Here is a 19,804-nt window from a genome sequence, read left to right on the forward strand (position 1 = left end):
CGGAACCAAGGAGGAGACCCGATGACGCTTGAACTCAAAGGCGTGTCGAAATCTGTGGATGGACAAGTACACATCCATCCCACTGATCTGACCCTTCAGAACGGCACGATGAACGTGCTGCTTGGCCCGACCCTGTCGGGCAAGACCTCGCTGATGCGTCTGATGGCCGGACTGGATGCGCCGAACACCGGGCAGATCTTCTGGGAAGGTCAGGATGTCACCGGGATGCGCGTGCAGGACCGCAAGGTCGCCATGGTCTATCAGCAGTTCATCAACTACCCGTCGATGAGCGTCTACGACAACATCGCTTCGCCGATGAAGCTGATGGGGGTCGACGCCAAGGAAATCGACCGCCGGGTTCGCGAAAGCGCCGAGTTGATGAAGCTGACGCCGATGCTGGACCGCAAGCCGCTGGAACTGTCCGGCGGGCAGCAACAGCGCTGTGCGCTGGCACGGGCGCTGGTGAAAAACGCGGGTCTGGTGCTGCTGGACGAACCGCTGGCCAACCTCGATTACAAACTGCGCGAAGAACTGCGCGTCGAGATCCCCAAGATCTTCGAAGCCTCGGGCAGCATCTTTGTCTATGCCACCACCGAACCCGAAGAGGCGCTGCTGCTGGGCGGCAATACCGCGACCCTCTGGGAAGGCCGCGTGACCCAGTTCGACCTGACGCCCAAGGTCTATCGCCAGCCCGTCGATGCCACTACGGCGCGGGTGTTCAGCGATCCGCCGATGAACTTTCTCCAAATCTCCAAGACCGGCAACCGCATCATGTTCGGCGACGGTCAAAGCGCCGAGGCCACGGGCAACCTCGCCCGGCTGGCCGATGGCCGCTATACCGCCGGGTTCCGCCCGAACCACCTCGAGATCCGCCAGCACGCGGCGGATGCGATGGAATTCAACGCCACGCTCAAGGTGACCGAGCTGACCGGTTCGGAAACCTTCGTGCACCTCGACCACCACGGCGAACGCTGGGTCGGGCTGATCCACGGCGTGCATGACCTGACGCTGGGCGCGGCGCTGTCGGTCTGGCTGGACCCGCGCCATGTCTACATTTTCGGCGAAGACGGCAAGCTGGTGGCCCCGGCGGCCTACGCGCTGGCCGCCTGAAGGAGGAACAGATGGCCAAGATCACGCTCGACAACCTCGCGCATTCCTATCTGCCTTCACCGAAATCCGAAGATGATTTCGCGCTGAAAGAGCTGAACCACGATTGGGACGACGGCGCCGCCTACGCCCTTCTGGGGTCCTCCGGCTGCGGCAAGTCCACGTTGCTCAACATCATTTCCGGCCTGTTGCAACCCAGCCAGGGCCGCATCCTGTTCGATGGCAAGGACGTGACCCACGCGCCGACCGCCGAACGCAACATCGCGCAGGTCTTTCAGTTTCCGGTTGTCTACGACACCATGACCGTGCGCGACAATCTGGCGTTCCCGCTGCGCAACCGTGGCCGCGATGAAAGCTATGTCGCCGAGCGCGTGCAGGAAATCGCCCGCATGATCGGCATGGAAGAGATGCTGAACCGCAAGGCGCGTGGCCTGACCGCCGACGCCAAGCAAAAGATCAGCCTTGGCCGCGGCATGGTTCGCAAAGACGTCAACGCGCTTTTGTTCGACGAGCCGCTGACCGTGATCGACCCCCACATGAAATGGGAGCTGCGCACCCAGCTGAAACAGCTGCACCATGATTTCGGCCACACGATGATCTACGTCACCCACGACCAGACCGAGGCGCTGACCTTCGCCGACAAGGTCGTGGTGATGTACGATGGCCGCGTTGTACAGATCGGCACGCCCGAAGAACTGTTCGAGCGGCCCGAACACACCTTTGTCGGGTATTTCATCGGTTCGCCCGGCATGAACGTCATCCCGGCGCGCATCGACGGCAACAAGGCCTATATCAACGGCTCGCACGTGGACCTGTCCAGCGGCTATGCGCCGCTCAATGGCAAGGTCGAAATCGGCGTCCGCCCGGAATTTGTCCACCTGTCCCAGACCGACGGCCTGCCGGTCAAGGTGCGCCGGGTCGAAGACGTGGGTCGGCACAAGATCATCCGCGCCGAATTCTTCGGCCATGACATCAACATCATCGCCGGTGAGGACGACCAGGTGAGCGCGGACATGAACCGCGTCACCTTCGACACCGCGCATGTGAACGTCTACGCCAACGATTGGCGGGTCCGCGCTGAAGGGGAGGCCGCGTGATGGAAAAGACAGTCAACCAAAAAGCATGGTTCCTTGTCCTGCCGGTTCTTCTGCTGGTGGCCTTCTCGGCGGTGATCCCGTTGATGACCGTGGTCAACTATTCCGTTCAGGACACTTTCGGCAACAACCAGTTCTTCTGGGCGGGGCTGGAATGGTTCAAGGACATGCTTGAATCCGAACGCATGTGGGACGCGCTGGGGCGACAGCTGATGTTCTCGCTCATCATCCTCGCGATCGAAATTCCGCTGGGCATTTTCGTCGCGCTGAACATGCCGAAGTCGGGCTTCTGGTCCTCGGTCTGCCTTGTGCTGATGTCGCTGCCGCTGCTGATTCCGTGGAACGTGGTCGGCACCATCTGGCAGATCTTTGGCCGGGTCGACATCGGCCTTCTGGGCTATACGCTGGACAAGCTAGGCATCAACTACAACTACACGCAGGACACGCTGGCCGCATGGATCACCATCATCGTGATGGATGTCTGGCACTGGACCTCGCTTGTGGCGCTTCTGGCCTTTGCCGGGCTGAAATCCATCCCCGAGGCATATTATCAGGCCGCCAAGATCGATCAGGCCAGCCGCTGGAAGGTGTTCCGCTACATCGAACTGCCCAAGATGATGGGCGTGCTGATGATCGCCATCCTGCTGCGTTTCATGGACAGCTTCATGATCTACACCGAACCGTTCGTCGTCACCGGCGGGGGGCCGGGCAACGCCACCACCCTGCTGTCGATCGACCTTGTGAAAATGGCGCTGGGGCAGTTCGACCTCGGTCCGGCGGCGGCTTTCTCGCTCATGTACTTTCTGGTGATCCTGCTGGTGAGCTGGGTGTTCTACACCGTCATGACCAACCTTGATAAGCGGGAGTCCTGAGCCATGGCCGACACGACCCTGACCCAACCCACCGCCCGCCGGTCCAGCCTGCCCAAGGTCAACAGCCGCGCCGTGGTGATGACGCTCTACCTGCTCTTTCTTCTGCTGCCGATCTACTGGCTGCTGAACATGAGCCTGAAGACCAACACCGAGATCCTGAACGAATTCACACTCTGGCCGCGCAACCTGACCTTTGCGAACTATGCCACGATCCTCACCGATCCGGCGTGGTACATGGGCTACGTGAACTCGCTGATCTACGTGGTGATGAACACGGTCATCAGCCTCGCGGTGGCCCTGCCGGCGGCCTATGCCTTTTCGCGCTATCACTTCATGGGTGACAAACACCTGTTCTTCTGGCTGCTGACCAACCGCATGGCGCCGCCCGCGGTGTTCGCCCTGCCCTTCTTCCAGCTCTATTCCTCGGTCGGGTTGTTCGACACCCATATCGCCGTGGCACTGGCGCACTGCCTGTTCAACGTGCCGCTGGCGGTCTGGATTCTTGAGGGGTTCATGCGCGGCGTGCCCAAGGAAATCGACGAGACAGCCTATATCGACGGCTACAGCTTTGGGCGCTTCTTCGTAAAGATCTTCATGCCGCTGATCGCCAGCGGGATCGGGGTTGCCGCCTTCTTCTGTTTTATGTTCTCTTGGGTTGAGCTGCTGCTCTCGCGCACACTTACAACGGTAGATGCCAAACCCATCTCGGCCATCATGACCCGCACGCAGGGGGCCTCGGGGATCGACTGGGGCGTGCTGGCGGCTGCCGGGGTGCTGACCATCGTGCCGGGCGCGCTCGTGATCTACTTTGTCCGCAACTACATCGCCAAGGGCTTTGCCCTGGGCCGCGTCTGAACCGGAAAAAGGGAGGAAATCCAATGGACTGGATGGCATGGACATGGCCGACCGCGATCTTTTTCGGGGTCATCGCGACGCTGCTCATCATCTTTACGATCCTTGCGATCAAGTTCCCGGAAACGCCCCGCACGGGCATTCTGCGGATCGAAACCACACGCGGCGACCGGTTGTTCATCACCTTGCTCGGCTCGGCCTTCATCAACCTGGCCTGGCTGGGCCTTGTGGGCGTGCAACAACCGCTCGCCCTTGTCGTTTGCCTGATCTACGCCGCCGCGGTTTTTCGCTGGGTGTAGGTCCGACATCGTGACCGGGAGTTCGAGGAGCCCGGCCCACGCAAGAACCGTCCTCGACAAGAATGGTACCATGGGAGGATACCAATGAATCACAAATTCAGATCCACAACGGCAGCGCTGCTGATCCTTGCGGGTCCGGCCTTTGCCGACATGGACGCGGCCCGCGCGTTCCTGGACGCAGAGATCGGCGACCTGTCCAGCCTGCCGCGCGCGGCGCAAGAGGCAGAGATGCAGTTCTTCGTCGACGCGGCCAAGCCGTTCGAAGGCATGGAAATCAAGGTCGTCTCGGAAACGATCACCACCCATGTCTATGAATCGCAGGTGCTGGCCCCGGCCTTTACCGCGATCACCGGCATCAAGGTCACGCATGACCTGATTGGCGAAGGTGACGTGGTTGAAAAGCTGCAAACGCAGATGCAGTCCGGCCAGAACATCTATGACGGCTACATCAACGACTCTGACCTGATCGGCACGCACTGGCGTTACCAGCAGGTGCGCAACCTGACCGACTGGATCGACGGAGAAGGCGCGGACGTGACCTCGCCCACGCTGGACCTTGAGGATTTCATCGGCCTCAGCTTTACCACCGGCCCGGACGGCAAGGTCTATCAGCTGCCGACACAGCAGTTCGCGAACCTCTACTGGTTCCGCTACGACTGGTTCAACGACCCCAAGAACCAGGAAGACTTCAAGGCCGCCTACGGCTATGACCTTGGCGTTCCGGTCAACTGGTCGGCCTACGAGGACATCGCTGAATTCTTCACCGGTCGCGACCTGTCGCACATGGGTGTCGAAGGCGAAGTCTTTGGCAACATGGACTACGGCAAGAAAGATCCCAGCCTTGGCTGGCGTTACACCGATGCGTGGATGTCCATGGCTGGCATGGGAGACATCGGCGAACCGAACGGCCTGCCCGTCGACGAATGGGGCATTCGCGTCAACGACCAGAGCCAGCCCGTCGGCTCCTGCGTTGCACGTGGCGGCGCCACCAACTCGCCCGCAGCCGTCTATGCCGTGACCAAGGCCATCGAATGGCTGGAGAAATACACGCCCCCGGCCGCCGCGGGCATGACCTTCTCCGAAGCAGGTCCGATCCCGGCGCAGGGCAACATCGCCCAGCAGATGTTCTGGTACACCGCCTTTACCGCCGACACGGTCAAGCCGGGCTTGCCGGTCATGAACGAGGACGGCACGCCCAAGTGGCGCATGGCCCCCTCGCCGCATGGTGTCTACTGGAAAGAAGGCCAGAAGGTCGGCTATCAGGACGCGGGTTCCTGGACGCTGATGAAATCGACCCCGGTCGACCGCGCCAAGGCGGCCTGGCTCTATGCCCAGTTCGTCACCTCGAAAACCGTGGACGTCAAGAAATCCCACGTGGGCCTGACCTTCATCCGCGAATCCACCGTGCAGCATGACAGCTTCACCGATCGCGCGGACAAGCTGGGCGGCCTGGTCGAGTTCTACCGCTCGCCCGCACGTGTGGCGTGGTCGCCGACCGGCACCAACGTCCCGGACTACCCCAAGCTGGCACAGCTGTGGTGGCAGAACATCGGTGATGCCATGTCCGGCGCCAAGACCCCGCAAGAGGCGCTGGACGCGCTTTGCGCGGATCAGGAACGCGTGCTCGAGCGTCTGGAACGCGCAGGCATTCAGGGTGACATCGGTCCCAAGCTGAACGATGAAAGCGACGCCGACTACTGGTTCTCGCAGCCCGGCGCGCCCTACGCCAAGCTGGACGACGAAGACGAAGAGCCCAAGACCGTCAGCTATGACGAGCTGATCAAGTCCTGGGAATAAGACTTCCTCCCTTGCCGGGGCCCTTCGGGGCCTCGGCACCTCCATTTGTTCCGAACAGTTCAGATACCGGGTGGCGCACCCGACGCTTGCTCCAAGGAGACGTGGACCATGACTCATGTTCTTGCCATCGATCAGGGAACGACATCGACACGGGCCATCCTGTTCGACGGCGCCCTGTCGGTCGTCAGCCGCGCCCAAGAAGAATTCGAACAGCACTTCCCCGCCAGCGGCTGGGTCGAACATGACCCGCTCGACCTTTGGTCGACAACCGCCGCCACCTGCCGTGCCGCCATCGAAAAGGCCGGCGTCCGGGTCGAGGACATTGCCGCCATCGGCATCACCAACCAGCGCGAAACCACGCTGGTCTGGGACCGCAAGACCGGCAAGCCTATTCACAATGCCATTGTGTGGCAGGACCGCCGCACCTCGGATCTGTGCCGCACGCTCAAGGACGACGGTTTCGAAGAGGTCGTGACCGACCGCACCGGCCTGTTGCTGGACCCCTATTTCAGCGGCACGAAACTGGCGTGGCTGCTGGATAATGTCGACGGCGCACGCGCCCGCGCCGAGGCTGGAGACCTGGTGTTTGGCACCGTGGACAGCTGGCTGGTCTGGAACCTGACCGGCGGCGCGCTGCACGTGACCGACGCCACCAATGCCGCGCGCACCATGCTGTACGACATCCGCAAGGGGCGCTGGTCACAAACCATCTGCGACCGGCTGGGCATCCCCATGTCGATGCTGCCCGAAGTGCGCGACAGCGCCGCCGAATTTGGCGAAACACGCCCCGATCTGTTTGGTCGCCCGATCCCGATCATGGGCATAGCCGGCGATCAGCAGGCCGCCACCGTGGGGCAGGCCTGTTTCCAGCCCGGCATGTTGAAATCCACCTATGGCACCGGCTGCTTTGCCCTGCTGAACACTGGCGAAACGCCGGTCCGGTCACAAAACCGCCTGCTGACCACCATCGCCTACCAGCTTGACGGCAAGCCGACCTACGCGCTCGAAGGGTCGATTTTCATCGCCGGGGCCGTGGTGCAATGGCTCCGCGACGGGTTGAAGATCATCCGCGACGCCAAGGAAACCCACCCGCTGGCCGAACGCGCCGACCCGGCACAGCAAGTGATGCTGGTGCCCGCCTTCACCGGGCTGGGCGCGCCCTATTGGAACGCCGACTGCCGCGGCGCGGTCTTTGGCCTGACCCGCAATTCCGGCCCCGAAGAATTCGCCAAGGCCGCGCTGGAAAGCGTCGGCTTTCAGACCCGCGACCTGCTGGAGGCGATGAAATCCGACTGGAACGCCGAGGCCGAGGCCGCCACCCTGCGCGTTGACGGCGGGATGAGCGCCTCTGACTATGCGATGCAATTCCTCTCCGACATCATCGGCGCGCGGGTCGACCGCCCCAAGGTGTTGGAAACCACCGCCATGGGCGCGGCCTGGCTGGCAGGGCAACGCGCCGGGATCTACCCCGCGCAGGCTGAATTTGCCGCAAGCTGGGCGCTGGAACGCAGTTTCGAACCAGCCATGCAGGACGAAACCCGCAGCGCGAAATACGCCGCGTGGCAACGCGCCGTCGACGCGACAATGCGGTTCTGATCCGCGGGACAAACACGATGTCGATTTTCGGTCTGACCACCCCGCGCCAGATGCTCTTTGGCCGTGACTGCCGGCAACAGGCCGCGCAGCACGTCGCGGCGCTGGGGCGGCGGGTGCTTTTGGTGCGCGGACGTTCGGTGGCATGGGTCGATACCTTCGCCGCCGATCTGCGCGACAGAGAGGGCGTCGCGGTGACCGAGGTATTCTCGGCCGGGGAACCGACGCTGGACTTCCTGCGCGAAGGTCTGATCCATGCCCGCCAGTCCGCGCCGGACTGCGTGGTCGCCATCGGCGGCGGCGCGACGCTGGATTACGGCAAGGCGCTTGCCGCGCTCATCCGGTCCCAAGACGATCCCGTCGTCCATCTAGAAGTGGTCGGAGAGGGCAGGCCCATCGGGCCGGACCCCCTGCCCTTTGTCGCCCTGCCCACCACCTCCGGCACCGGGGCCGAGGCCACGCGCAACGCCGTCATCACCGTGCCCGAGGCCGCGATCAAGGTCAGCCTGCGCGACGCCCGCATGGTGCCGCAGCTTGCCATCGTCGATCCGGCGCTGACCGATGGCGCGCCAAGGGGACTGACGCTGGCGACGGGGCTGGATGCCATCACCCAGTTGATCGAAAGCTATCTCAGCAATCGCGCCAACCCCGTCACGGACGCCCTGTGCCAAGGCGCGATCCCGCCTGCCATCGCCGCCCTTGCGCGGCTGATGCAGGGCGAAGATCCGGCGGCGCGGGATGCGCTGGCCCGTGGCAGTTTCCTCAGCGGCATCGCGCTGGCCAATGTCGGGCTGGGCATCGTGCATGGGCTGGCTGCGGTCATCGGCGGCCATGGCGGTGCCCACGGCGCGATCTGCGGCCGCTTGCTGCCCGCCGCGCTCGAAATCAATCGGCAGGCCGCCCGTGACATCGGGATGGACACGGCGCGCTTTGATCAGGTGGACAACTGGCTGAAGGCGGCGCTTGACCCGCAGGCCACATCGGGCACCCGCGCGCTGCGCCGTTTCATCGATGACATGGGGCTGGAGGATCTGGCCGCGCTTGGCTGCCCGGCAGATCGGTTTGCCGAAACGGCCGAGGGCGCGCTGCGCGCCTCTTCGACCAAGGCCAATCCCGTGACGCTGAGCGCCGCGCAGGTCATCGACCTGCTGGACCGCACCGCGGCCCCGGCCTGACGCGCGCCCCGCGGGCGCGCGCCAAGGTTTTTCTGAACCGGATCAATCCGCGGTGAAATACTTGACCTTGACCTGATCGTCCGCGTCCACCGCCGCGCCGACGCTGGTCTTCATCGCCCAGTTCAGCATCTGGTGGTGGATCGGCAGATAAACCGCGTCCGCCTTGGCCATATCCCACATCTCGGCAATCATGGCGTCACGCTTGTCCAGATCGACCTCGGCCGCAATCGCCTTGGTCATCTCGTCCAGCTTGGGATTGGAATAGCGGGTGCCGTTCCACGTGCCGTAAAGGTCCTCTTTCGAATGGTAGAGGAAGTTGAAGATATACTCCGAATCATAGCTCGGCACCCCCCACCCCAGCATGTAGAAATCCGACGCCAGCCCGTTCACCAGCGGGAAATGCTGCGCCTTGGGTTGGGCGTTCAGGTTCACCTTGACCCCGATCTGCGCCAGCATTCCGACCGCCGCCTGACAGATCGCCTCATCGTTGATGTAGCGGTCGTTCGGGCAATCCAGCTGCACCGAGAAACCGTCTTCCCACCCGGCCTCGGCCAGTTTTGCCCTGGCCGCCGCGATGTCATGCGCGGGAACGCTGTTCAGCGCCTCGTTCCAGCCGTTCACGAAGGGCGGCATGATGACCCCCGCCGGGATCGACTGACCGCGCATCACCACCTTCTGGATGGCCTCGCGGTTGATCGCCATGTTCATCGCCTCGCGGACCCGCACATCCGCCATCGGATTGGCTCCGTCCGTGGTCGCATTGACCAGCGCGTCGCCGGTGTTCAGCCCGAAAAAGATCACCCGGTTCTGCGGCGAGGACATGATCTTGAGATCCGGATCCTGTTCAACCCGCTGAAGGTCCTGCACCGGAACGTCCTGAATGAAATCCACCTCGCCCGACAACAGCGCCGCCATGCGGGTCGAGGGGTTCTGGATCGGCGTATAGATGATGTCACTGTATCCCAGCGCGAAATCGTCCTTGCCCCAATAGCCGTCAAAAACCGTCATGACCGTTTTTGCATCGGCTTCGCGGCTCACCAGCCTGTACGGCCCGGTGCCGTTCACATTCTGCGAGGCAAAGGTCTCTTCCCCGCCTTCCACGTCCTGAACGCGCACCGCGTTGTTCGCCTCGGCCCAGTCCTTGTCGATCATCAGGATATTCGGCATCGCCGCCGGCAACAGCGGGTTCGGGCCTTTGGTGGTGATTGCCACCGTGTAGTCATCCAGCGCCTCGACCTTGTCGATGGACGAGATCAGCCCCTTCACATCGCTGTTTTCGCTTAGCGCCCGCTCCATCGAAAACACCACGTCTTCGGCGGTGAAATCGGCACCGTCATGAAACTTGACGCCCTGCCGCAGGTCAAAGGTCCAGACCTCGGGCTGATCCGGGCTGACGGTCCAGCTGGTGGCCAGCGCGCCTTCCAGCTCTCCGGCCGGATTGCGCAGGACCAGCGGCTCCATCATCTGATGCATCAGCGCCAGCGTCGGCCCTTCGTTCTGGGCGTGGGGATCCAGCGTCAGCGCATCCCCGGCCCGCGCCCACCGCAGGGTTTCCGCCTGCGCGGCCCCCAGCGTCAAGGACAAGGCCGTAGCGGCCAGCAGCATGTGTTTGGTCATGTTCGACTCCCTGTTTTTTGTGTTTTTGATGGCCCGCTCTGCGGGCTTTGCGGTCTTAGCCCTCAGAGGCGGAAACCTGCACGTCACGCGGCAGCGTCGACAGGATCTCGACCCCGTCGGCACGCAGGATGACGATATCCTCCAGCCGGATGCCAAACCGGCCCGGGATGTAGATCCCCGGCTCGATGGAAAAGACCATGCCCTCTTGCAGCACCGTCTGGGACGAAGAGGTCAGGTAGGGCGGTTCGTGGATCTCAAGCCCCAGCCCATGCCCGGTGCGATGCACGAAATATTCGCCATAGCCCGCGTCGGTGATCACCTTGCGCGCGGCATCGTCGACCACATGCGCCTTGACGCCCGGACGCGCGGCCTCTGCCGCCGCCTGCCACGCGCGTTCGACAACCTGATGCACCTCGTCATAGCCCGCAGGCAAACTGCCCACCGCCGCCATGCGGGTGATGTCGCTGGGATAGCCGCCATAGCCCGCGCCGATGTCAAAGACGATGGCATCGCCCTCTTGCAGCACCCGATCCCCCGTCGAATGGTGCGGAAAAGCGCCGTTCGGACCGCTGGCACACAGGGTAAAGGCCACCGCCGCGCCCTCGGCGGCAAAGCTGTCACGCATCGCCTGCGCCACCTGCGTTTCGGTCAGACCGGGGCGAATCGCGGCGAAACCCGCCTGCATGGCGCGGTCGGCCACCCCTGCGCTGGCCTTCAGCGCCGCCAGTTCCCCGGCGTCCTTGACCATGCGCAACGCACCGACCAACCGATCCGCAAAAACCGGCGTCGCGCCCTGAAATGCATCCATCAGCGGCAGCGAGAAATCGGTCCGCATGGTTTCATCCAGCACCAGCCGGGTCACGCCGCCGATCTTTTGGGCAAGGCTGCGCAGCGCGCCTTCGGGGCCGTCTTCGTCCCGCCACGTGATCAGCGGCAGCCCGGCATTTGCGCCCGCCTGCTCGGCGTTGACCGAAGGCACCACGAAATAGGCGCTGTCCCGCCCGATCGCCAGCAGGGTCAGCCGCTCGTCCGGATGCGGGTGCCAGTCCAGCACCCATTGCATATGCGCACCCGGCCCAAGGGCGCAAAGTTCCACGCCCTGTTCAGCCATAGCGGCGCGGATGGCGGATAGCTTGTCGTCAGTACGGCTCATGTCGTTTCCTCTCAGGCCGCGCGCGGACGGGCGTCCGGCGTCAGCGGGCTTTCATAGGGGGTCTTGCCGGTGCGCGCCTCGAAATCGGCCCGCGCCGCCTCCAGCACCGCCGGGGTGGTCAGCAGTTCCGCCGCCGCGCCCGCCAGCGCCTTGCTGATCTGCACCATGGCCTTGTGCGCCGCTGGCGTCTTGCCCTGCGCCGTGGTCTGCCACGTGTGCAGCGGCGTGCCGATGGCCATGGTTCCGCCGCCCAGTTGCGCAAAGGGCACCGCCCAGCTGACATCGCCCAGATCGGTCGACCCCAGCATCGGCACCCCGCGGGTTTCATAGGGCACCACGAAATCGCAAATCGGCGTGTCCTGCGGTTCGACCCCGGAGGCCTGATAGACGGCTTCGATATCGGCCTCGGTCAGCGTCGCCTGAATCCGGCGGGCATAGTCGCGATCCGCGGCGTCGAACCGGGCCGCGCCCGCGGCCTCCATATGGCGCTGCAACAGCTTGTACAGCGGCGGGTTGTCCAGCATCTCGGACATGGCCGAGATGAAATCCACCTCCACCTGTGTGTCGGTCATCATCGCCGCGCCCTTGGCCACATTTGTCACCCGGTCGACCAGCGCCTGCATATCCTTGCGTTTCAGCGACCGGACCGAATAGCGCACCGTCGCGCGTTCCTGCACCACGTTGGGGGCGATGCCGCCGGAATCGGTCACCGCATAGTGGATGCGGCTGTCCTGGGGCACGTGTTCACGCAGATAGTTCACGCCCACGCTCATCAGTTCCACCGCGTCCAGCGCGCTGCGGCCCAGATGCGGCGAAACCGCGGCATGGGACGTCCGCCCCTTGAAATGGAAATCCACCATCGCCACGGCCAGCGTCAGCGGCGGGATGATGCCGTTAAAGCTCATCGGATGCCATGACAGCGCCGCGTCCACATCCTTGAACAGGCCGTCGCGCACCATGAATGTCTTGGCCGCGCCGCCCTCTTCTGCCGGGCAGCCATAATAGCGCACGCGGCCCGGCAGGTTGTTGGCCGCCAGCCAGTCCTTGACCGCCGTCGCCGCCAACAGAGCCCCCGCGCCCAACAGGTTATGCCCGCAGCCGTGGCCGCTGCCGCCTTTTTCCAGCGGCGCGGGGTAATCCACGCCCGCCTCTTGGCTCAACCCCGGCAACGCGTCGTATTCGCCAAGGATGGCGATCACCGGGCCGCCCTCGCCCGCCTCGCCCATCACGGCTGTTTCGATCCCCGCCAGACCATCGGTCACGCGAAAGCCCTCGGCCTCCAGCATCTCACGATGAGCCGCGGCAGAACGGTGTTCCTCGTACAACAGTTCCGGTGTTTCCCAGACGCTGTCCGCCAACCGGCAATAGCCGTCGCGCTTTGCCTCGACAAAGGACCAGAGCGTGTTTTCGTTGCTCATGAAGAGTTTTCCCCGCCGTTAAAACTTTTTTACTTCGAACATCTGTTCGGGATTGCATGCGCCTGTCAAGCATTCTCCGCCCCGACACGCCCGCGATGAACGACAGGCCGTGGGACCGGGCGCAGCAGATCGCAAACGGCCCGCGGTTCCGGCGCGGGCCGCGGGACCACGCGGGTCAGTCCAGTTCGGCCTCTGCCTCGATTTCGACCGCGTAGCCGCCGATCAAAGCCTTGACCACGACCATCGTATTGGCCGGGCGAATGTCTCCGAAATAGCGCGCATGCACTTCGGACACAGCCTGCCAGTCGGCCTCGTTGGTGACAAAGATCCGGGTCCGCAGCACATCCTCCAGCGATCCGCCCAGCGACGACACCGCGCCGGCGATCTTGTCGAGGATATAGACCGCCTGCCCCGCCGCGTCGCCGTCACAAATCGCATTGCCATGCGGATCGGTCGCCGTGGTGCCGCTGACAAGGATGCGTTTGCCCTTGCGCACGGCACGGGCGAACCCGGCCTTTTCCTCCCAGATCGACCCGCTTTCGGCGCGCTGCCGCCCCGGGCGCGGCTCGGACACCGCCATGACCGGCGGCAACGCGTCCAGATGGTGCGACAGGTCGCCAGAGGCGGTCAGGAACGGCGGCTTGCGGTATTCATCGCCGCAATCCCCGGGAATCGGAGCCATCGCCGCCGCGTCGATCGCCGCGTGGTCCTCGGCATCCAGTGCAAAGCCCTGCATCCGTCGATTGTCCGCGCGGTGAGCGTTTTCCCCCAACCGCACACCGACGATGACACCGGCTGTCGCGCCCTGTTCCAGAACCCAGCGGCTGGCCACGTTGGACAGCGACACGCCGTGCCGTTCGCCCACCTGCGCCAGCGCCGCCAGCAGCCTCTGGAACCGCTCCCAACCGCCCGCCGTTTCAATGAAGCGCATGTATTTCATGCGGCTCCAGTCCTCGATCTGCGCCGGTTTCTCCACACCCAGCCATTTCTGCGACAGGAACCCGCCGCAAAGCGTGCCGAACCCAAGGATGCCCACGCCGTTTTCTGCCGCGACGCGGGTCAGCTCTCCGGCTGCACGCCGGTCCACGACCGAGAAACAGACCTGATTGGTGGCGATCTCGATCCCCTGTTTCAGCACCATGCGCAGATGCGCCGCGTCGAAATTGGTCAGGCCGATATGCCCCACCAGCCCCTCTTCGCGCAGCTTCATCAGCTCGGTCAGCGCGTCGAGGTATTCCGGCGACTGGTACTGCCACCAGTGGAACTGCATCACGTCCACGCGGTCCATGGCCAGCCGCTCCAGCGCGGTTTCGACCCCGCGCCGCACCGTGCCCGCATCCATTTCCCCCGGTTCGGGGCACCATTTGGTCAGGATCGTCGGGCGCGGCCCACCCTCGGCCGCAAGAATCCGCGCGGCCTTGCCAGCGACGATCTCGGCGCTGCCGTAATGGTCGGCCATGTCGAAGGTGGTAAAGCCGTCGCGCGCGTAATCCGCCAGCGCCTCGGCCGCCGCCTCCAGATCAAAGGCCTTACCGTCCCGTTCCTGATCGGCCATCTGCCACAGCCCGGTGACAACCCGTGAAAGCGACAGGCCCGAAGGCAGGGTGATCTGGTCAAGAGTGTCTTTCATTTCGTCACTTTCCGTACAGGTGTTCGATTTACTTGCGGCGCACCATCCCGCGCCGCCGCCAAAGTTTCAAGCCCGTTCCGCCACCGGTCCGGCTCCGCAAATCCCTGTCAAAACAGGAAATTCACGCGGCGGAAGGAACAGGCAAAACCTGGCATTCAACGCCCCGGCAAGGCGTGTCCCGAAAAAATCATTGACCGAGCGAAAACCGTTCGTCAAACTATTTTCGGACATTTGTGCGCATAACGAACACACCAACCAAAGAATCCAAAACCCACCAACAGGAGAACCGAACCATGAAAAACTGGATCATCGCAGGGGTTACCGCCCTTGGGCTGGCGCTGACCGCCGCCCCCGAGGCACAGGCCAAATCGCTTGAGGACATCCTCTCTGACGGCACCATCCGCATCGGGATCAACCCCAACTTCCCGAACATGAGCACCCGGGACGAAAACGGCGACTGGCAGGGCTTCGACATCGAAATCGGCCAGATGATCGCCGACAAACTGGGCGTCGAGGTCGAATGGGTGCCCACCGAAACCGCGCAGCGCGTGCCTTTCCTTGTCTCTGACCGCATCGACATTTCCATGGGCGCGCTGACCCGCAATTCCGAACGCGCCAAGCTGATCGACTACACGGCCCCCCTGCACACCGAAGTGCTGGCCGTGCTGGCCACCGACAAGATCGAAGGCGACAGCTGGCAGGACTTCAACAAGGACGGCGTCGTTCTGGCCAACATGCGCGGCAACTGGACCGTCGGCTGGATCGAGGAAAACATGCCCGAGGTCGAACTGGAACTGGTCGACAGCATCGCTGACACCGTGCGCCTTGTGGCCCAGGGCCGGGCCGACGCCATTGTCGAGAATATCGACTTTTTCATGGGCTTCACCGAAAACCACGAAGGCACCAACTGGCGCGTCGTGTCAGAGCCGATCTTCGTGGCCTACTGCGCGCTTGGCGTCAGCCAGGGCAACGACAACCTGACCGAAGTGCTGAACATCATCCTCTATGACCTGCACTCCTCCGGCACCGTCAAAGAGGTCTGGGAAGCGAACTATGGCGCGCCGATGCTGCGCGAAGTGCCCGTCACCCCCTGGTTTTGATCCCTGAACGGGGCGCGGCCCGCCCGCGCCCCCTGCCCTCCCGACGAAAGCCCGGCTGATCCCCCGCATGGACTATAATTTTCAATTCAACGTCGTCTGGCGCAACTTCGACGCCCTGCTCGAAGGGGCTTGGCTGACGCTGCAACTGGGCGTCTTCGCCTTCACCTGCGGCTGTCTCATCGGCCTTGTCGGTGCCGCCTGCCTGTCCTTCGCGCCGCGCCCGATCCGCTGGCTGGTCATGGGGTTCGTGATTTTCATCACCAACACGCCCGCCCTGATCCAGATTTATTTCCTGTATTTCGGCCTGCCCGAATTCGGCATTCGCTGGTCCAATGAGGCCTGCGTGCTGATCGGCCTGACGCTGAACGCCGGGGCCTATCTGACGATGATCCTGCGCGCCGGCTTCCTCTCCGTCCGCGCCACGGAAATGGAGGCGGGCGAAACCATGGGCATGTCCCTGCCCCAGCGCATCCGCTACATCGTCGTGCCGCATATCGCCAAGTCGATCTATCCGGCGCTGGCCAATTTCTTCATCGTGATCCTTGTCATGGGCACATCCGTCGGGGCCGTCATTGGCGTGGATGAACTGACCGGACAGGCGATCAACCTGTCGACCGTGAATTACCGCTGGCTGGAATATTTCACCGTGGTCGCGCTGATCTATGTCGTCCTGACCTTCATCGCCTCCATCGGGCTGGCGCTGCTGGGCCGCTGGGCCTTCCGCGTCAAGGCGAGGATCTTCTGATGGACCGTATCCTTGCCCAACTGCCCGATTTCTTCACATGGAAAAACATTGCCCTGCTGGGCGAAAGCGCGGGCCTGACCCTTGCCATGACCTTGCTGGGCTGCCTGATCGGCTTTGGCCTTGCGCTGATGCTGGTCTACCTGCGCACCACGCCCGGCCTTTGGGCGCTGCCCTTGCGGGTGGCCTGCATTGCCTATGTCGAGGTGTTCCGCCGCATTCCCTTTCTGGTGGTCATCTACCTCGTGCTGTTCTTCATCCAGACGGTCGCCTCGGATGTGTCGCTGTTTTCCATCGCGGTGATCTCGATCTGTATCTACGCCGTGGCCTATACCGCCGACATCATTCGCGGCGGTATCGAAAGCGTCCCGAAAACCCAGATCGAGGCCGCACAGGCCATGAACCTGTCGCGGTTTCAGACCATGCGCCTGTGTGTCCTGCCGCAGGCGCTGCCGGTCATCATCCCGCCCGCCATCGCCTTTGCCGTCAGCTTTATCAAGGATACCGCGCTGGTCAGCCAGATCGGTGTCTTTGAACTGACATTTCGCGGCAAGGAACTGAACAACCAAGGATATTCCGGGGTTCTGGTCTTTGGCACCATCGCCTTTTGCTACTTCCTGATGTCCTTCCCGCTGAGCCTCCTCGGCCAATACCTGGAGAAACGACTTGCCACACCTCGCGGTCAACGACATTCACGCTAACTACGGCAAGATGGCCGTCCTGCACGGGATCGATTTCAAGGTCGACCGGGGCGAGGTGGTTTCACTTGTCGGCCCCTCCGGCTCGGGCAAATCCACTGTCCTGCGGGCGCTGGTCGGGCTGACGCCGGTCACCTCCGGCAGCGTCGAGGTCGATGGCACCAGCATCGACTATTCCGCCCCCCGCGCGGTCAAGGCGGCGCGCGACCGTATGGCCATCGTGTTCCAGCAGTACAACCTGTTCCAGAACATGACCGTGCTGCGCAACGTCACGCTCGCCCCGACGCGGGTCAAGGGCCGCAAGCGCGCCGAGGTCGAGGCCGAGGCGATGGACCTGCTCAAACTCGTCGGCATGGATCACAAGGCAAACGCCTACCCCGACGAATTGTCCGGCGGCCAGCAACAGCGCGTCGCCATCGCCCGCGCGCTGGCGCTGAAACCGGAAATCCTGCTGCTGGACGAAGTCACATCGGCGCTGGACCCCGAACTGGTGAACGAGGTTCTGGACGCCATCCGCCGCCTTGCCGCCGAAGGGATGACCATGCTGCTGGTCAGCCACGAAATGGCTTTCGTGCGCGAGGTTTCGTCCAAGGTCGTCTTCATGGATGCCGGAAAGGTGGTCGAGGCAGGCGCACCCGCCGCCATTTTCGACACCCCCAAAAGCGACCGCGCCCGCGACTTTTTCGGCAAGGTCCTGCGATGACCGAAAACCCCTACCACTGGCCCGAAAGCCGCTGGCGCGAACGTGTGAACACCGTCCGCGCCGGGCGGCGGTTGTGTCCGCCATGGCCGAACGGGGCCAAGGCGGCGCTGGCGCTCTCCTTCGACTGCGACCACGAGACATTCGAACTGGGCGGCGGACGCAGCGCCGTGGGCCGCCTCGCCTGGGGCGAATACGGCCGTCGCAAGGGCGTGCCACGCATCCTGAAAACGCTTGCGAAACACGACGCACGGGCCACCTTTTTCACCCCCGCCGTCTCTGCCCTGATCGACCCCGAAGAACCCCGCCGCATCGTGGCGGAGGGCCACGAGATCGGCGTGCATGGCTGGATACACGAGGTCAACGGCACGCTGACCCCGGAGGAAGAGGCCGAGTCCCTCGCCCGCTCCCGCGACACGCTGGAACAGATCACCGGTCAGCGCCCGGTCGGCCACCGCGCCGCCCATTGGGATCTGTCGAACAATACTATCCGCCTCGTGGCAGAGGCCGGTTTCCTCTACGATTCCAGCATGATGGCCGACGATGACCCCTATGAGTTGGTCACGGCAGGCACCTCCACCGGCCTGATCGAACTGCCCGTCGACTGGAACCGCGATGACGCGGTCTATCTGCTGTACAACCGCACCCCGCCGACGCGCCCCACCCTGACGCCGGACCAGGTGGCCGACATCTTTCTGGCCGAACTCGACGGCGCCCGCGCCGAGGGCGGTTTGTGCCAGTTGGTCATGCACCCTTTTGTGATCGGCTATCGGTCGCGCATCGCCATCCTCGACCGGCTGCTGGCCCACGCCCGCGACCAAGGCGACGTCTGGATCGCCACCCACGCCGATATTGCCCGCCACTGTGCCCAAGGACTGACATGACGTTCGAAACCGACCTCGCCGCCGCCCAAACGCCCGATGCCGCATGGCTGGCGCTGCAACAGCTTGTGCAATCCACCGTCGGCGCGAAACTCTTTACCATCATGACCATCGACATGCAGGCGATGCTGGCCCGGCGCGCCTATAGCAGCGATCCGGTCAACTATCCCGCCGCCGGGACCAAACCGATCACCCCCAACCGCTGGCTGGATCATGTCCACGGGCAGGGCCAGACCTTTGTCGCCAACACGCTGGCCGAAATCGATACCGTCTTTCCCGATGCCGAACTGATCGGCAAACTGGGCTGCGGTTCGGTCATCAACCTGCCGATCCGGGACGAGGGCAAGCTGGTGGCCACCATGAACATCCTGCATGAGGAACAGCACTACACGCCCGACCGCGTGACCGTCACCGAGGAAACGCTGGCCGGCCCGGCACAGGCCGCCTACGTCAAGGCGCGCTCACTCGGCCGGCTGCTCTGATACCCCCCGGTCCCCGAACAGGTCGATCGTGCCGGTCCACAGCACCTGCGCGGTCTCTTCGTAGGGGTTGGCCCATGCGTGATCGCGGGTGGAATCGTAATGCGCGCTGTCTCCGGCGGCCAGTTCCATCCGCTGACCGTCCAGCGTGAACTCCAGCCGCCCGGACAAGACGTAAAAGGTTTCCTCGCCGCCATGTCCCGTCGATTCAGACCGGTAACCGGGGTCGATGGTCATGACGAAACAGGACAGCTCCGATCCCGGGAACACCGCACCCAGCCGTTCATAGCGCACCAGCGTCGACCCCAGCAGGAACTGCGGCCTCTCGCCCGCCCGGGTGATACAATCGGCGGGCTGCGGCTTGCCGACAAAGGCGTCGATCCCCACCCCCAGCGCCGCCGCGATCCGCGACAGCGTGGTCAGCGTGGGCGTCGCCTTGTCCCGCTCGATCAGGCTCAGATAGCCGGTGGAAATCCCCGCCGCCTCCGACACTTCCTGCAAGGTCAGGTCCAGCTTTTGCCGCCGCGCCCGGATCATGTTGCCGATCCACATCTCGGTGCTTTCGGTTCCCGCGTCCAACCTCTGTCCTCCTGACCT

At 63.7% G+C, this 19,804-nt stretch carries 19 protein-coding genes; 14 read left to right on the plus strand and 5 right to left on the minus strand.

Annotated elements, in window-relative coordinates; all coding sequences use genetic code 11:
* Positions 1-21 precede the first annotated feature (21 nt).
* The 8 genes from KJP30_RS23760 (at position 22) to KJP30_RS23795 (ending at position 8,789) form a co-directional block, all read left to right on the plus strand.
* Positions 22-1,110, plus strand: coding sequence for an ABC transporter ATP-binding protein (locus tag KJP30_RS23760; RefSeq protein WP_218452038.1), 1,089 nt, complete (start codon positions 22-24; stop codon positions 1,108-1,110).
* Positions 1,111-1,121: 11 nt separating this feature from the next.
* Positions 1,122-2,204, plus strand: coding sequence for an ABC transporter ATP-binding protein (locus KJP30_RS23765; protein WP_218452039.1), 1,083 nt, complete (start codon positions 1,122-1,124; stop codon positions 2,202-2,204).
* A complete protein-coding gene (locus KJP30_RS23770) occupies positions 2,204-3,073 on the plus strand; it encodes a carbohydrate ABC transporter permease (protein WP_218452040.1) in 870 nt (289 codons plus the stop codon). The genes KJP30_RS23765 and KJP30_RS23770 overlap by 1 nt, the downstream gene beginning before the upstream one ends.
* Before the next feature lie 3 nt (positions 3,074-3,076).
* Positions 3,077-3,928, plus strand: coding sequence for a carbohydrate ABC transporter permease (locus tag KJP30_RS23775; RefSeq protein ID WP_218452041.1), 852 nt, complete (start codon positions 3,077-3,079; stop codon positions 3,926-3,928).
* A gap of 23 nt (positions 3,929-3,951) precedes the next feature.
* Positions 3,952-4,224: a DUF2160 domain-containing protein gene (locus KJP30_RS23780; RefSeq protein WP_218452042.1), complete on the plus strand. Its 273-nt coding sequence runs from the start codon at positions 3,952-3,954 to the stop codon at positions 4,222-4,224.
* An 84-nt stretch (positions 4,225-4,308) separates the two neighbouring features.
* Positions 4,309-6,021: an ABC transporter substrate-binding protein gene (locus tag KJP30_RS23785; protein WP_218452043.1), complete on the plus strand. Its 1,713-nt coding sequence runs from the start codon at positions 4,309-4,311 to the stop codon at positions 6,019-6,021.
* A gap of 108 nt (positions 6,022-6,129) precedes the next feature.
* Complete coding sequence (gene glpK, locus KJP30_RS23790) at positions 6,130-7,617, plus strand: glycerol kinase GlpK (RefSeq protein ID WP_218452044.1); 1,488 nt, start codon at positions 6,130-6,132, stop codon at positions 7,615-7,617.
* A 17-nt stretch (positions 7,618-7,634) separates the two neighbouring features.
* Positions 7,635-8,789, plus strand: a complete 1,155-nt coding sequence (locus tag KJP30_RS23795) for an iron-containing alcohol dehydrogenase (protein WP_218452045.1) — start codon at positions 7,635-7,637, stop codon at positions 8,787-8,789.
* Between the two features lie 42 nt (positions 8,790-8,831).
* Here KJP30_RS23795 and KJP30_RS23800 read toward each other — a convergent pair whose 3' ends face one another.
* The 4 genes from KJP30_RS23800 to KJP30_RS23815 form a co-directional block, all read right to left on the minus strand.
* The gene (locus KJP30_RS23800; RefSeq protein ID WP_218452046.1) at positions 8,832-10,406 is read right to left on the minus strand and encodes an ABC transporter substrate-binding protein; all 1,575 of its coding nucleotides are present in this window, start codon (positions 10,404-10,406) and stop codon (positions 8,832-8,834) included.
* Between the two features lie 55 nt (positions 10,407-10,461).
* Positions 10,462-11,559, minus strand: coding sequence for a M24 family metallopeptidase (locus tag KJP30_RS23805; RefSeq protein ID WP_218452047.1), 1,098 nt, complete (start codon positions 11,557-11,559; stop codon positions 10,462-10,464).
* Between the two features lie 11 nt (positions 11,560-11,570).
* Entirely contained in the window at positions 11,571-12,977 is a 1,407-nt protein-coding gene (locus tag KJP30_RS23810) for an amidohydrolase (protein ID WP_218452048.1), read from the minus strand.
* A 175-nt stretch (positions 12,978-13,152) separates the two neighbouring features.
* Positions 13,153-14,607, minus strand: coding sequence for an aldo/keto reductase (locus KJP30_RS23815; protein WP_218452049.1), 1,455 nt, complete (start codon positions 14,605-14,607; stop codon positions 13,153-13,155).
* A gap of 293 nt (positions 14,608-14,900) precedes the next feature.
* Between KJP30_RS23815 and KJP30_RS23820 the strand changes: the two genes are divergently transcribed.
* The 6 genes from KJP30_RS23820 (at position 14,901) to KJP30_RS23845 (ending at position 19,210) form a co-directional block, all read left to right on the plus strand.
* The gene (locus tag KJP30_RS23820; RefSeq protein ID WP_218452050.1) at positions 14,901-15,707 is read left to right on the plus strand and encodes a transporter substrate-binding domain-containing protein; all 807 of its coding nucleotides are present in this window, start codon (positions 14,901-14,903) and stop codon (positions 15,705-15,707) included.
* A 67-nt stretch (positions 15,708-15,774) separates the two neighbouring features.
* Positions 15,775-16,452: an amino acid ABC transporter permease gene (locus tag KJP30_RS23825; protein ID WP_218452051.1), complete on the plus strand. Its 678-nt coding sequence runs from the start codon at positions 15,775-15,777 to the stop codon at positions 16,450-16,452.
* A complete protein-coding gene (locus KJP30_RS23830; RefSeq protein WP_218452052.1) occupies positions 16,452-17,150 on the plus strand; it encodes an amino acid ABC transporter permease in 699 nt (232 codons plus the stop codon). The genes KJP30_RS23825 and KJP30_RS23830 overlap by 1 nt, the downstream gene beginning before the upstream one ends.
* Positions 17,116-17,850, plus strand: coding sequence for an amino acid ABC transporter ATP-binding protein (locus tag KJP30_RS23835; protein WP_281421463.1), 735 nt, complete (start codon positions 17,116-17,118; stop codon positions 17,848-17,850). The genes KJP30_RS23830 and KJP30_RS23835 overlap by 35 nt, the downstream gene beginning before the upstream one ends.
* Positions 17,847-18,731 (plus strand): polysaccharide deacetylase family protein, encoded by an 885-nt coding sequence (locus KJP30_RS23840; protein ID WP_218452053.1) that lies wholly within the window; start codon positions 17,847-17,849, stop codon positions 18,729-18,731. Before KJP30_RS23835 ends, KJP30_RS23840 begins: the two co-directional genes overlap by 4 nt.
* Positions 18,728-19,210 (plus strand): GAF domain-containing protein, encoded by a 483-nt coding sequence (locus KJP30_RS23845; RefSeq protein WP_218452054.1) that lies wholly within the window; start codon positions 18,728-18,730, stop codon positions 19,208-19,210. Before KJP30_RS23840 ends, KJP30_RS23845 begins: the two co-directional genes overlap by 4 nt.
* On the opposite strand, the gene KJP30_RS23850 is transcribed toward KJP30_RS23845, so the two are convergent.
* Complete coding sequence (locus KJP30_RS23850) at positions 19,190-19,786, minus strand: helix-turn-helix domain-containing protein (protein WP_246594732.1); 597 nt, start codon at positions 19,784-19,786, stop codon at positions 19,190-19,192. The two genes, KJP30_RS23845 and KJP30_RS23850, sit on opposite strands and share 21 nt — an antisense overlap.
* Positions 19,787-19,804: the final 18 nt, after the last annotated feature.

Source organism: Antarctobacter sediminis, from assembly GCF_019218285.1.
Lineage (GTDB): Bacteria > Pseudomonadota > Alphaproteobacteria > Rhodobacterales > Rhodobacteraceae > Antarctobacter > Antarctobacter sediminis.

Excerpts from the sequence above, each read along its gene's own strand:
- KJP30_RS23760 (WP_218452038.1), top strand. The coding sequence starts at position 22 with ATGACGCTTGAACTCAAAGGCGTGTCGAAATCTGTGGATGGACAAGTA.
- KJP30_RS23765 (WP_218452039.1), top strand. The coding sequence starts at position 1,122 with ATGGCCAAGATCACGCTCGACAACCTCGCGCATTCCTATCTGCCTTCA.
- KJP30_RS23770 (WP_218452040.1), top strand. The coding sequence starts at position 2,204 with ATGGAAAAGACAGTCAACCAAAAAGCATGGTTCCTTGTCCTGCCGGTT.
- KJP30_RS23775 (WP_218452041.1), top strand. The coding sequence starts at position 3,077 with ATGGCCGACACGACCCTGACCCAACCCACCGCCCGCCGGTCCAGCCTG.
- KJP30_RS23780 (WP_218452042.1), top strand. The coding sequence starts at position 3,952 with ATGGACTGGATGGCATGGACATGGCCGACCGCGATCTTTTTCGGGGTC.
- KJP30_RS23785 (WP_218452043.1), top strand. The coding sequence starts at position 4,309 with ATGAATCACAAATTCAGATCCACAACGGCAGCGCTGCTGATCCTTGCG.
- glpK (WP_218452044.1), top strand. The coding sequence starts at position 6,130 with ATGACTCATGTTCTTGCCATCGATCAGGGAACGACATCGACACGGGCC.
- KJP30_RS23795 (WP_218452045.1), top strand. The coding sequence starts at position 7,635 with ATGTCGATTTTCGGTCTGACCACCCCGCGCCAGATGCTCTTTGGCCGT.
- KJP30_RS23800 (WP_218452046.1), bottom strand. The coding sequence starts at position 10,406 with ATGACCAAACACATGCTGCTGGCCGCTACGGCCTTGTCCTTGACGCTG.
- KJP30_RS23805 (WP_218452047.1), bottom strand. The coding sequence starts at position 11,559 with ATGAGCCGTACTGACGACAAGCTATCCGCCATCCGCGCCGCTATGGCT.
- KJP30_RS23810 (WP_218452048.1), bottom strand. The coding sequence starts at position 12,977 with ATGAGCAACGAAAACACGCTCTGGTCCTTTGTCGAGGCAAAGCGCGAC.
- KJP30_RS23815 (WP_218452049.1), bottom strand. The coding sequence starts at position 14,607 with ATGAAAGACACTCTTGACCAGATCACCCTGCCTTCGGGCCTGTCGCTT.
- KJP30_RS23820 (WP_218452050.1), top strand. The coding sequence starts at position 14,901 with ATGAAAAACTGGATCATCGCAGGGGTTACCGCCCTTGGGCTGGCGCTG.
- KJP30_RS23825 (WP_218452051.1), top strand. The coding sequence starts at position 15,775 with ATGGACTATAATTTTCAATTCAACGTCGTCTGGCGCAACTTCGACGCC.
- KJP30_RS23830 (WP_218452052.1), top strand. The coding sequence starts at position 16,452 with ATGGACCGTATCCTTGCCCAACTGCCCGATTTCTTCACATGGAAAAAC.
- KJP30_RS23840 (WP_218452053.1), top strand. The coding sequence starts at position 17,847 with ATGACCGAAAACCCCTACCACTGGCCCGAAAGCCGCTGGCGCGAACGT.
- KJP30_RS23845 (WP_218452054.1), top strand. The coding sequence starts at position 18,728 with ATGACGTTCGAAACCGACCTCGCCGCCGCCCAAACGCCCGATGCCGCA.